We start from the raw sequence: 11,101 nt of genomic DNA on the forward strand, positions 1-11,101 counted from the left end.
CTGACAGAATATGTCGCTATCATCAGAACAAGTGGATTTCTAGTTTTAGGTACAGAGGTATTACATTAATTTATTTCGCCATAGACTATCTCTGATATAAATGAATAATTTCTTCAGACAATTCACGCGCTAATAACGAATTCATTAAATGATCCTGCGCGTGCACCATAATTAAGGTCATCGGCTGGCGGGCTTCGCCTGCGTCCTGCTCGATCAGTTTGGTCTGCATCTTGTGCGCCTGGCGCGCATAGCCGTCGGCTTCGCGCAGCAGGCTTTTGGCTTCGTCAATGTTGCCCTGGCGCGCCGCGTGCAGCGCCTCAAAGCACAGGCTGCGGGACTGGCCAGCATTGACGATAATTTCCATAACGGCTTCTTCTAATGCGATCATTATCATTACTCTTTTTCAAAATTATTATTTAAGGCGGTGGCGGCAAACCACTCTCCGCTTTTCTTAATGGTGCGCTGCTGCGTCTCCAGATCGAGCTGGATAAATCCGTAGCGATTTTTATAGGCATTGCACCACGACCAGTTATCGATAAATGTCCACATATGGTAGCCAAGGCAATTACACCCTTCGCTAATGCCTTTATGCAGCCAGGTTAAATGCTCAGAAATAAACTCAATGCGGTATTGATCGTTAATCTGGCCATTTTCAATAAAGCGCTGCTCGTTTTCGACGCCCATCCCGTTTTCAGAAATAAAGCAGCGGGGGTTACCGTAATTGTCGCGCAGGTTAATCAGAATATCGTAGATACCTGGCGCATAGATTTCCCAGCCGCGGTAGGGGTTCATCTTGCGGCCCGGCATCTCGTAGCTATCAAAGAACCATTCCGGCATAAACGGCGCCTGCGGGTTCACCGCGCTGTCGCGGCACTTCACGCGACGCGGCTGATAGTAGTTAATGCCGAGCAGGTCGATTTTCCCTTCCGCAATCAGGAAACCGTCTTCCGGCTTGCAGGCGGGCAGCTGATCGTAAGATTTCAGCAGCGCCACCAGGTCGGCCGGATACTCCCCGCGCAGCACCGGGTCGAGGAAGCTGCGGTTAAACATCAGGTCCGCAACGTGCGCCGCCTTCACGTCAGCCGGGTTTTGCGAGCGCGGATACGACGGCGTCAGGTTCAGCACGATGCCGATCTCCCCCGCGTAATGCCCGGCGCGGTAAGCCTGAACTGCCTTCGCATGCGCCAGCACCGTGTGATACGCCACGGTGGCCGCCCGGCGGAAATCCACCACGTTCGGATAGTGGAAGTCGTACAGATAACCGCCTTCCACCGGCACGATCGGCTCGTTGAAGGTAAACCAGTGCAGCACGCGGTCGCCGAACAGCTCAAAGCAAATCTGCGCATAGCGGGCGTACGCGTCCACCACGTCACGGTTTTCCCAGCCGCCTATCTCCTGCATCGCCATCGGCATGTCGAAATGGAACAGGGTGATGAACGGCGTGATGCCCTGTTCATTCAGCTCATCAATGACCTGATGATAAAAATCGACCGCGTCCGGGTTCACTTCACCGATACCGTCGGGGATCAGGCGCGCCCAGCTAATCGAGGTGCGAAAGCTGTTGTGGTTCAGCTGTTTCAACAGCTGAATGTCCGTTTTCCAGTGCTGATAAAACGTGGAGGTCTGCTGCGGCCCCACGCCGTTGTGAAAACGGTTCGGCTCGCGGGCAAACCAGTAATCCCACGTGGTTTCACCCTCTCTTGCCCCTTCCGTCTGGAGAGCGGAGCTTGCGCTGCCCCACCAGAAGTTATCGGGAAATGCGTATTTCATGACCCTTCCTCTTTGACTTAATTGCTTGTGGCTTCAGCGGCACCCACGGTTGCAGCCTGGGCTTTCTGCTCTTCGTTTTTAATCAGCGTACGCTCATAGGCGCGCAGGAACGGCAGGTACATCAGCGCCGACATCACCATGCAGACCAGGCACATTACCACCGGGCTCAGCGCCCAGTTCGCCGCCCACGAGGCGCCAATCGGTGCTGGGGTAGTCCACGGGGTTAACGAGACGACCTGTGCCAGCCAGCCGAGCTTAGTTGCACCGTACGCCAGGCAGGCGTTGACCAGCGGAACGCACACGAACGGGATAAACAGCATCGGGTTCATGATGATCGGCGCACCGAACAGAATCGGTTCGTTGATGTTAAAGAAGCTTGGCACCACGCCCATTTTGCCGATGGTGCGCAGGTGGGTAACGCGGCTGCGCAGCAGCAGGAACGCCAGCGGCAGGGTGGAACCGACGCCACCAATCAGCAGGTAGTGATCCCAGAAACCCTGCAGGTAAACGTGCGGCAGCGCCGCGCCTGCGGCCAGTGCCGCCTGGTTTGCCGAGAGGTTGGCCATCCAGAACGGGTTCATGATGCCGGTAACAATCAGCGAGCCGTGGATACCGGCAAACCAGAAGATCTGGCACAGCAGCACGGAGAGCAGAATGGCGGGCAGGGAGTCAGACGCGGACACCAGCGGCTCCAGCAGGTGCATGATCGCCTGCGGGATAATCATCCCGGTCTTCGCTTCAATGAACAGGTTCAGCGGATGCAGCGTGCCGATCACCACCATCACCGGGATCAGGATCTCAAACGAACGCGCCACGCCGGTGGGCACTTCCTTCGGCAGGCGGATGGTGACGTTGTTCTGCTTCAGCCAGGCGTAGACGCGGGTGGCGTAGATCGCGGTAATCAGCGCGGTGAAGATGCCCTGGCCGGAGAGATACTGGGTCGAGATTTTGCCGTCGGCATACGGCGCGGCGACCAGCAGGAAGGCCATAAAGGCCAGCAGGCCGGACATCACCGGGTCGAGGTTAAACTGACGCCCCAGGCTCGCCCCAATCCCTACCGAGATGAAGAAGGTCATCACGCCCATGCTGAGGTTAAACGGCAGCATCAGCTGTTCGCGGTAGGTCTGGGAGAAATCCAGCCAGCCGCGGGCGAAGCTGTTGGTGGTATCCGCCGAAAACGGTGGGAAGATGAACACCAGCATAAACGAGCCGATGATCATAAACGGCAGCGCGGCGGTAAAGCCGTCGCGGATGGCAATCACATACTTTTGCTGACCGAGCTTCGCGGCCAGCGGGGTGATTGACTGCTCAATTACCGCGACCATGGATTGATATAACGAACTCATGTGAACACCTTTTAGTGTGCCGCTTCGATGAGCGACAGAGCATAGTCCAGTACTTTATCGCCACGCTGCATGCCGTAGTCCATCATGTCGATGGGCTGCACCGGAATGCCATGCGTCGCCGCCTTGTCTGAGAGTGTCTGTAACATGTATTTCACTTGCGGTCCGAGAAGTACCACCTGGTATTGCGGAAACTGCGTATCAAATTCGGAAACACCGTACGCATCAATCTTCACCGGCAAACCACGTTCTTTCGCTACATCGACCATTTTGCTGACCAGCAGGCTGGTGGACATCCCGGCAGAGCAGCACAGCATAATCTTGAACATCGACAACCATCCTCTAAATGTAAAAAGTTATTGCGAGGATGATTGGACATGATACGGAAACCGGTTTCCATTCATAAAAGACAGAACTGTGACAACCATCAAGATCCAATACTTATGAGGCTAATTAACCGGATGCAGGTCACATAATTTGGCTGTTTTGACATCATTTTGAGTGGAAACGGAAAATCGGTTTCCATGGAAAACGGAAACGGATATACTCCGTTCTGGCTATAATGTGAGCCGAAGCGGTCATGGAATTTGCAGGCGCGAGGTAAGCCTGCCAGGGGAAAGAGATGTCGACAATCAATGATGTATCACGTCTTGCCGGGGTGTCTAAAGCCACGGTATCGCGAGTGTTGAGTGGGTCGCGTGGCGTAAAGGAAGCCAGCCGTCAGGCCGTACTGAAAGCGGTGGATGAGCTGAACTACCGGCCTAACGTGATTGCACAGTCGCTGCTGAGCCAGTCGACGGGCTGTATCGGGGTGATTTGCGCGCAGGAAAATATTAACCAGACCACCGGTTATCTCTACGCGCTGGAAAAACAGCTCAGCCAGCATCAAAAACACCTGCTGCTGCGCTTCGCGCACAGTAAAGCGGAAGTGATGCACGCCCTTGAAGAACTCTCTCGCGGGCTTTGCGATGACATCCTGGTGATTGGCGCGCGTTTCCCGCTGGACGTCGATATGGACAACGTCATCCTGGTCGACTGCATGGAGTCTGATAATTCCAACAGCATTCAGTTCGATCACGCCTTTGCCGCCGAAACCGCCTGTAACTACCTGACCAGCCAGGGGCGACGCCAGATTGCCCTGATCCACCCGCACGGTAGCGGGTTTGCCGACCAGGTTCTGCTCGGCTACAAGCACGCGCTGGAGAAAAATTTCCTGCCCTTTAATCGCAACCTTGTGTTCATGGACGCGACCTCCTCGTCCGTTGCGCTACAGGAGCTGCTGAATAACGCCAGCACGCTGAACTTCAACGCACTGCTGGTGGCGGACGAGCAGGAAGCCCAGCGGGTGATCCCGCAGCTGCAGGCATTTAATAAAACCGTGCCGGACGACATTATGGTCTTTAGCCTGGCCGGATCGCTGCACCTGCCGGGTATTCCGGTGATCCCGGCGATTGAATATTCAATGGATGCCATGGCGGCGCGTATCGTGAGCTGGCTGACGGAGAAAACGCAGATGCTGGGCTCATATGTGCTGCGCGGGGATTTGATCATTCCAGACGTGCGTAAGCGTTAAAAATATTTTGTAGGCCGGGTAAGGCGCAGCCGCCACCCGGCAAGCAGCATTCAATAATCTTCCATACAATCCACCTGACCAACCGCCGCCCAGTAGGCGTCCAGGTTGTCGCGCTTCACGGCGGTAACGGCATTTTTGATCAGCAGCTGATTGGCCTCTGACGACAAAATCATCGCCTGCCAGGCTTTATCGCTCTGCTTTTTCTGTGGCGTACAGGTTTTCTTTATATCTTTCATGACCTGCTGCTTAATCTGCGCTTCTTTCGCCGGATCCTCCTTTTCCTGAGCATGGACAAACGCGGCGAAGAGCAGACAAACCAGCAGGCAGACCAGATGCGCAGCTTTCATCAACAACCCCCATTAGAAGTCACAGGCTTCCCATGAAATATATCGTTACATTCAGTGTAGCGACGCCAGCCGAAAGTATGAATTTTCTCCACGATGCGTGTGTGAGATAGTGAAACGGCACAGATAACAAGGAGAAAAAATATGCACCTGAGCATTACTGATAATGTTACGACGCAGGAGAAAGAGGAGTTACTGACGGGGCTGAGGGCTTTTAACGGAAAGTTTCTCGATCTGACAAATTTTAGCGGCGACGTTGGCGTTTACGTGCGGGACGAAAACGGCACCATGCTCGGCGGACTCATTGGGGTGCGCAAAGGCGACTGGCTGAATATCGACTACCTCTGGGTGAGCGATACCGTGCGCGGAACCGGCGTGGGCAGCCAGCTCATCAGAACGGCCGAAGAAGAAGCCAGGCGCAAAGGCTGCAAGCACGCGCTGGTCGATACCGCCAGCTTCCAGGCGCGTCCGTTCTATGAAAAGCAGGGGTATCAGCTGCAGATGTCTTTGCAGGATTATCCGTATCCGGGCATGCAGCGACATTACCTGGCGAAAGCCCTTTAAGCCCGTTTCTGTCATTATGCATTCTGCTATTTATTGCGAGCCGCTTTCCTAATTTAAAACGTGTTGCTTGTCTTCTTTTCGGGCCCTGGCGCATGCTTTGGCCTGGTCAAGTCATCCATGGAGATAGCAATGGAACGCACAGCAAAACTATTCAAAAAGGGTCAGAATCAGGCCGTTATGCTGCCTGCTGAATTCGCGTTTGATGCGGAGAGCGTCTACATCCGACGGGATGAGGAGGGGAATGTCGTTTTGGCGGCAAAACCTGTTCTAATAAAGAGCTGGGATAATTTTCTCCGCATGCTGGCAGAAACGGACGTACCAGATACGTTTTTGAGCAAGGAGGAACGCAATCAGAGTGTTACGACAAGAGACCCTCTGGATGGAGCATGCTCATGAGACATATGCTGGATACGAATATTGTGAGTCACTTGTTTAAACGACACCCGGAGGTTGTAAGCAGAATGACATGTCTGGCGCCGGGTGACGTTTGTATCTCAAGCATTACCGAAGCGGAATTGCTGTATGGTGCTGACAAGAAGAAAAGCAGTAGATTGAAAGATACAATCCGGGAGTTTCTCAATACCATCACGATTTGCGACTGGGACAGCGATGCCGCAGCAACGTACGGTGAACTCCGTGCAACCCTGGAAAAGAAAGGGAAAGTGATGGGGGATCTCGATCAACTGATCGCTGCACATGCTATCAGTCGGGGAACAACGATTGTTACTAACGATCGTGCATTCAGAATGGTGCAGGAGCTTGCCGTCGAGGACTGGACGGCAACGTTGTGATCCCTGATGCCCGGTGGTGCAGCGTCACCCGGCCATACCCGCATATAACCGATCCTTCTTATTGATTCTTTTTCGGTTTTTATTTCCCCGCCTCGTTGTCGATATAGTCACTACACCATTCAGCAAAAGGAACTGTCTTGTGAAACGTCGATTGGGTGCTCTGGTACTGGCTGGCCTGCTGCTGGCAGGGTGCGATCAAAGTGGCAGCGATGCCAAACACATTAAAGTCGGCGTCATCAACGGCGCTGAACAGGACGTGGCGGAAGTCGCCAAAAAGGTGGCAAAAGAGAAATATGGCCTGGACGTGGAGCTGGTGGGCTTCAGCGGCTCGCTGTTGCCTAACGATGCCACCAACCAGGGGGAGCTGGATGCCAACGTCTTCCAGCATCGCCCGTTCCTTGCAGAGGATAACAAGGCGCATGGCTACAAGCTGGTGGCCGTGGCGAACACCTTTGTTTTCCCGATGGCTGGCTATTCCCGCAAAATCAAATCCGTGTCTGACCTGAAGGACGGCGCAACCATTGCCATTCCAAACGACCCGACCAACCTGGGACGCGCGCTGTTGCTGCTGCAAAAAGAGAAGCTCATCACCCTGAAGCCAGATACCGGGTTGCTGCCGACGGCGCTGGATATTACCGCCAACCCTAAGCAGCTGAAAATCATGGAGCTGGAAGGGGCGCAACTGCCGCGCGTGCTGGACGACCCGAAAGTGGATGTCGCCATCATCAGCACCACCTATATTCAGCAAACCGGGCTGTCGCCGGTGCATGACAGCGTCTTTATCGAAGACAAAAATTCGCCGTACGTGAACATCGTGGTGACGCGCGAAGACAACAAAGACGCGGAGAATGTGAAGGAATTTATCCAGTCGTATCAGTCCCCTGAAGTAGCGAAAGCAGCGGAGACGATCTTTAACGGCGGGGCGGTGCCGGGCTGGTAAAAACACCCGCATAAAGCACGGTGACGTAAATTGGCCCGATTTCATCAGTAATCGCTCTTTAACCCACAGCGTGACGCGCGACGGCTGGCTATCCTCCTTATCACACCAACCGGAGGATAGCCCATGAACATCACCCACATTCGCAACGCCACCCAACTGATTACCTATGCTGGAAAACGTCTTTTAGTCGACCCGATGCTGGCCCCACAGGGCGCTTATCCGGGCTTCCCTGGCACGGCCCATGCCGAACGCCGCAACCCGACGGTCGAACTCCCCGTTGACGTCAACGCGCTGCTGGACGCCGACGCGGTGATCGTCACCCATACCCATGACGATCACTGGGATCGCGCCGCGGCGGAACTGATCGCCAAAGACAAACCGATCTACGTACAAAATGACCGCGACGCCGCGCTGCTGCGCAGCCAGGGGTTTAGCAACCTGACGGTCATGACCGACGAAACCACCTTTGGCGAGATTCGAATTGCGAAGACCCACGGCGGCCAGCACGGTACCGATCGCGCATACGCCGTGCCCGAACTGGCGGAGCGGCTGGGCGAGGCCTGTGGCGTGGTGCTGCGTCATCCTGATGAGAAGACGCTCTATATTGCCGGGGATACCGTCTGGCGTGACGAGGTGGCGGCCGATTTGCAAAAGCATCAGCCGGACGTGGTGGTGCTGAACGCCGGCTATGCCCACGTCATTGGTTTTGGGCCCATTATTATGGGGCAGGAGGATGTGCTCAACGTCCATTTCCTGCTGCCGCAGGCTAAAATTGTGGCGATCCATATGGAAGCCATTAACCACTGTCTGTTAACCCGCAGCGCGCTGCGGGAGTACGTTGAAGCCAACCAGGTGAGTGACGCAGTGAGCATTCCCCAGGATGGCGAAACCGTTATATTCTGAGTGTAAGAAAGGGAAAGGAGAGACAGATGTCGCTAATCAACGTCGCGATTGTCGCGGTAGACGGGTTCAGCCCGTTCCACTACTCCGTTCCCTGCATTCTGTTTGGCGACTCTGTCTCCGGAGAAAAGCGCTTTAACGTGACGATCTGCGCCGAAACGCCAGGGTTTCTCACCTCAAAAGACGGATTTGCTCTCAGCGCCACGCAGGATTTTACCGCCATTGGGCAGGCCGATATTGTTGTCGTTCCTTACTGGCAGCACGTTCTTGAACGCCCGCCGCAGTCGCTGCTCGACAGCCTGGTGCAGGCGAGAGACCACGGTGCGGAAATCGTCGGGCTGTGTCTGGGGTCGTTTGTGCTGGCCTGGGCGGGGATCCTCGACGGCAAACGTGCGGCCACCCACTGGGAGTTCGAACGTCAGTTTCAGTCGCTCTTTCCGAACGTTCAGCTGGATATTAATGCCCTTTACGTGGATGACGGCAATATCATCACCTCCGCCGGTACTGCCGCAGCCCTCGACTGCTGCCTGTATATCATTCGCCAGCGCTTTGGCAGCGTGGTCGCTAACCAGATTGCCCGTCGGATGATTGTTCCGCCCCACCGCGAGGGCGGGCAGGCGCAGTTCATCGCCCAGCCGGTACCCAAAGATACCCGCGACGGACGCATTAACTGCCTGATCGACTACCTGCAGCAGCACATCACCGAACCGCATAGTCTGGACTCGCTGGCGGAGGTGGTCTCGATGAGCCGCCGCACCCTGACCCGTCATTTTGTTAACGCTACGGGGATGAGCGTCACCGACTGGCTGACCGCCGAACGCCTGCGGCGCAGCCAGATCTTACTGGAAGCCGGAAATATGCCGATTGAACGCGTGGCTGAGTTGGTGGGGTTTAATTCCGCTGTCACCTGGCGACAGCAGTTTAAAGCGCGTTTTGGGGTGAGTCCCGCAGAGTGGCGAAAAACTTTCCGTCTTCACAGCTAGTGTATTCGGGCTAACTCAAGATTTAAGGCTTAGTTAAATTAGTTCGTATTTTTTCTTAATACCCTTCTCATTTTTCTGAAAGAAAAATTTATTTCAGATGCCCTAACGCAAATTAGATATACTCGCTTTAAGAATGCTCTTATATTACGCAAATAATCATTGCGGACATTTTTGTGGCATGGATGAATAGCTCCAAAATAAAAAATAGAATAATTTCATTAGTAAATTATGCTGCTGCTATCTTATTGGTCGTCTTTTTTTTAGCGCGCGCCAATGCTGCGCCGCTGTCGCCGGCCGATCGCGATTCCATTCAACAGCAACAGCAGCAGCTTTTATTACAGAACCAGCAACAGCGTGAGGAGCTGGAGCGCAGTATTCCTCGCCCTGCGCCCGCCAGACCGCTGCCTGTTACCGGCTCCGGACCCTGTTTCACCATTCATACCATTACCCTTTCCGGTGCGACCTTAATCTCCCCGAAAAACCGGCAGACCCTTGTCGCGCCGTGGCAGGGCCGCTGTCTGGATATGGCGAAAATAACGGAGCTTCTCGCCCATATTTCTGACTGGTATATCAGCCGGGGATATATCACCAGCCGCGCTTTTCTTACCGAGCAGGATCTCTCCGGCGGTCAGCTGAATATTGTTGTGCTGGAAGGCAGACTGGAAGCGATCCGTCTGGAAGGCGAAACGCCGCGTATGCTGAAAATGGCGTTTCCGGGACGGGTGGGCGGCATCCTTAATTTACGCGACATCGAACAGGGCATGGAGCAAATTAACCGTTTGCGTACCGACCCGGTTCAGATTGAAATTCTTCCGGGAACGCAGGCCGGATATTCCATCGTTAATCTCACGGCAAAACCGGAATTTCCCTTAAGTGTATCCGTAAGCCTGGATAATAGCGGGCAGAAGAGTACCGGCGAAGATCAGCTGAGTGGCGTGCTCACCGCCAATAATATGCTGGGGCTGGCGGATAAATGGTTTGTCAGCGGCGGGCGCAGCAGCGATTTTGCCAGCGCGTACGATGCGCAGAATTTCCAGGCGGGCGTCAGCGTGCCGTTTGGCTACGGATTACTGGACTACAGCTACGCCTGGAGTAACTACCGAACCACCATCAATAACCAGGGATTCAACTGGCTCTCCACGGGCGATACCAAAACCCACCGCGTTAACGCGTCCTGGGTGGTCTTCCGCAACGGGGAGGTGAAAACCGGCATTGCGGCTGGCGTGGTTCAGCGATCCAGCCGCAACTGGCTCAACGACGCGCCGCTTCAGAGCAGCACGCGCAACCTCTCCAGCCTGATTCTGGGCATTACGCACACGCAAAAAATGCTGGGCGGCGTGGCGACCTTTAACCCGACCTGGAGCCACGGCATGCCGTGGTTCAATGCCGAAACCGACGAAGATAAGTCCGGGGATGTGCCGCGTGCGGAATTCCGCAAATGGAGTCTGAACGCCAGCTTCCAGCGGCCGATTACCCGTAATGCCTGGTGGCTGACCAGCGCCTACGGCCAGTGGTCGCCCGATCGGCTGTACGGTTCCGAGCGCCTGACGCTCGGCGGCGAAAGCTCCGTGCGCGGTTTTAAAGAGCAGTACCTGTCCGGGGATAACGGCGGCTACTGGCGTAACGAGCTGGGGTACTCCCTCTTCACCCTTCCGGTGATTGGCGCGGTGAGCGCAACGATCGCCGTTGACGGCGGCTGGCTGGAAAAAGACCGTCAGGACCGCTTTGCCTCCGGCACGTTATGGGGAGGCTCGGTGGGGCTGAGCAGCGCAGGGCGCTGGTACAGCAGCCAGATTTCGGTCGGGACGCCCCTGCACTACCCCGACTGGCTCGGCCCGGATCATGTGAGCGTTAACTGGCGCATTGCCTTCATGCTTTAAGAGACTCTACGAC

The 11,101-nt window shown here is 55.1% G+C and carries 13 protein-coding genes; 8 read left to right on the forward strand and 5 right to left on the reverse strand.

What is annotated here, in order from left to right:
* Window positions 1-85 precede the first annotated feature (85 nt).
* The 4 genes from ABFV38_RS00205 to ABFV38_RS00220 are packed head-to-tail and all read right to left on the reverse strand — an operon-like array spanning window position 86 to window position 3,442.
* The gene (locus ABFV38_RS00205) at window positions 86-388 is read right to left on the reverse strand and encodes a PTS lactose/cellobiose transporter subunit IIA (protein WP_008500136.1); all 303 of its coding nucleotides are present in this window, start codon (window positions 386-388) and stop codon (window positions 86-88) included.
* A 5-nt stretch (window positions 389-393) separates the two neighbouring features.
* Complete coding sequence (locus ABFV38_RS00210; protein ID WP_348958123.1) at window positions 394-1,770, reverse strand: glycoside hydrolase family 1 protein; 1,377 nt, start codon at window positions 1,768-1,770, stop codon at window positions 394-396.
* Between the two features lie 17 nt (window positions 1,771-1,787).
* The gene (locus ABFV38_RS00215; protein ID WP_348958124.1) at window positions 1,788-3,116 is read right to left on the reverse strand and encodes a PTS sugar transporter subunit IIC; all 1,329 of its coding nucleotides are present in this window, start codon (window positions 3,114-3,116) and stop codon (window positions 1,788-1,790) included.
* Between the two features lie 11 nt (window positions 3,117-3,127).
* Entirely contained in the window at window positions 3,128-3,442 is a 315-nt protein-coding gene (locus tag ABFV38_RS00220; RefSeq protein ID WP_032644367.1) for a PTS sugar transporter subunit IIB, read from the reverse strand.
* A gap of 293 nt (window positions 3,443-3,735) precedes the next feature.
* Between ABFV38_RS00220 and ABFV38_RS00225 the strand changes: the two genes are divergently transcribed.
* Window positions 3,736-4,686, forward strand: a complete 951-nt coding sequence (locus ABFV38_RS00225; protein ID WP_229226559.1) for a LacI family DNA-binding transcriptional regulator — start codon at window positions 3,736-3,738, stop codon at window positions 4,684-4,686.
* Between the two features lie 50 nt (window positions 4,687-4,736).
* Here the strand turns inward: ABFV38_RS00225 and ABFV38_RS00230 are convergent, their stop codons facing one another.
* On the reverse strand, window positions 4,737-5,033 hold the full coding sequence (locus tag ABFV38_RS00230) for a YicS family protein (protein ID WP_032654360.1): 297 nt from the start codon (window positions 5,031-5,033) through the stop codon (window positions 4,737-4,739).
* Window positions 5,034-5,174: 141 nt separating this feature from the next.
* Between ABFV38_RS00230 and ABFV38_RS00235 the strand changes: the two genes are divergently transcribed.
* From ABFV38_RS00235 to ABFV38_RS00265, 7 genes are all read left to right on the forward strand, one after another.
* Window positions 5,175-5,594, forward strand: coding sequence for a GNAT family N-acetyltransferase (locus ABFV38_RS00235; RefSeq protein ID WP_048030347.1), 420 nt, complete (start codon window positions 5,175-5,177; stop codon window positions 5,592-5,594).
* A gap of 129 nt (window positions 5,595-5,723) precedes the next feature.
* Complete coding sequence (locus ABFV38_RS00240) at window positions 5,724-5,990, forward strand: virulence protein (protein ID WP_023618491.1); 267 nt, start codon at window positions 5,724-5,726, stop codon at window positions 5,988-5,990.
* Window positions 5,987-6,385: a type II toxin-antitoxin system VapC family toxin gene (locus ABFV38_RS00245; RefSeq protein WP_235400532.1), complete on the forward strand. Its 399-nt coding sequence runs from the start codon at window positions 5,987-5,989 to the stop codon at window positions 6,383-6,385. The genes ABFV38_RS00240 and ABFV38_RS00245 overlap by 4 nt, the downstream gene beginning before the upstream one ends.
* A gap of 139 nt (window positions 6,386-6,524) precedes the next feature.
* Window positions 6,525-7,325, forward strand: a complete 801-nt coding sequence (nlpA, locus tag ABFV38_RS00250) for a lipoprotein NlpA (protein WP_008500128.1) — start codon at window positions 6,525-6,527, stop codon at window positions 7,323-7,325.
* 123 nt (window positions 7,326-7,448) lie between these two features.
* The gene (locus ABFV38_RS00255) at window positions 7,449-8,228 is read left to right on the forward strand and encodes an MBL fold metallo-hydrolase (protein ID WP_045907939.1); all 780 of its coding nucleotides are present in this window, start codon (window positions 7,449-7,451) and stop codon (window positions 8,226-8,228) included.
* Window positions 8,229-8,254: 26 nt separating this feature from the next.
* A complete protein-coding gene (locus ABFV38_RS00260) occupies window positions 8,255-9,208 on the forward strand; it encodes a helix-turn-helix domain-containing protein (RefSeq protein WP_348958126.1) in 954 nt (317 codons plus the stop codon).
* Between the two features lie 182 nt (window positions 9,209-9,390).
* Window positions 9,391-11,088, forward strand: coding sequence for a ShlB/FhaC/HecB family hemolysin secretion/activation protein (locus ABFV38_RS00265; RefSeq protein ID WP_348959446.1), 1,698 nt, complete (start codon window positions 9,391-9,393; stop codon window positions 11,086-11,088).
* Window positions 11,089-11,101 lie beyond the last annotated feature (13 nt).

Source organism: Enterobacter cloacae complex sp. Mu1197 (assembly GCF_040059225.1).
GTDB classification, from domain to species: domain Bacteria; phylum Pseudomonadota; class Gammaproteobacteria; order Enterobacterales; family Enterobacteriaceae; genus Enterobacter; species Enterobacter quasiroggenkampii.

Coding starts and splice junctions, on each gene's coding strand:
- ABFV38_RS00205 (WP_008500136.1), bottom strand. CDS start 388: ATGATCGCATTAGAAGAAGCCGTTATGGAAATTATCGTCAATGCTGGC.
- ABFV38_RS00210 (WP_348958123.1), bottom strand. CDS start 1,770: ATGAAATACGCATTTCCCGATAACTTCTGGTGGGGCAGCGCAAGCTCC.
- ABFV38_RS00215 (WP_348958124.1), bottom strand. CDS start 3,116: ATGAGTTCGTTATATCAATCCATGGTCGCGGTAATTGAGCAGTCAATC.
- ABFV38_RS00220 (WP_032644367.1), bottom strand. CDS start 3,442: ATGTTCAAGATTATGCTGTGCTGCTCTGCCGGGATGTCCACCAGCCTG.
- ABFV38_RS00225 (WP_229226559.1), top strand. CDS start 3,736: ATGTCGACAATCAATGATGTATCACGTCTTGCCGGGGTGTCTAAAGCC.
- ABFV38_RS00230 (WP_032654360.1), bottom strand. CDS start 5,033: ATGAAAGCTGCGCATCTGGTCTGCCTGCTGGTTTGTCTGCTCTTCGCC.
- ABFV38_RS00235 (WP_048030347.1), top strand. CDS start 5,175: ATGCACCTGAGCATTACTGATAATGTTACGACGCAGGAGAAAGAGGAG.
- ABFV38_RS00240 (WP_023618491.1), top strand. CDS start 5,724: ATGGAACGCACAGCAAAACTATTCAAAAAGGGTCAGAATCAGGCCGTT.
- ABFV38_RS00245 (WP_235400532.1), top strand. CDS start 5,987: ATGAGACATATGCTGGATACGAATATTGTGAGTCACTTGTTTAAACGA.
- ABFV38_RS00255 (WP_045907939.1), top strand. CDS start 7,449: ATGAACATCACCCACATTCGCAACGCCACCCAACTGATTACCTATGCT.
- ABFV38_RS00260 (WP_348958126.1), top strand. CDS start 8,255: ATGTCGCTAATCAACGTCGCGATTGTCGCGGTAGACGGGTTCAGCCCG.
- ABFV38_RS00265 (WP_348959446.1), top strand. CDS start 9,391: ATGAATAGCTCCAAAATAAAAAATAGAATAATTTCATTAGTAAATTAT.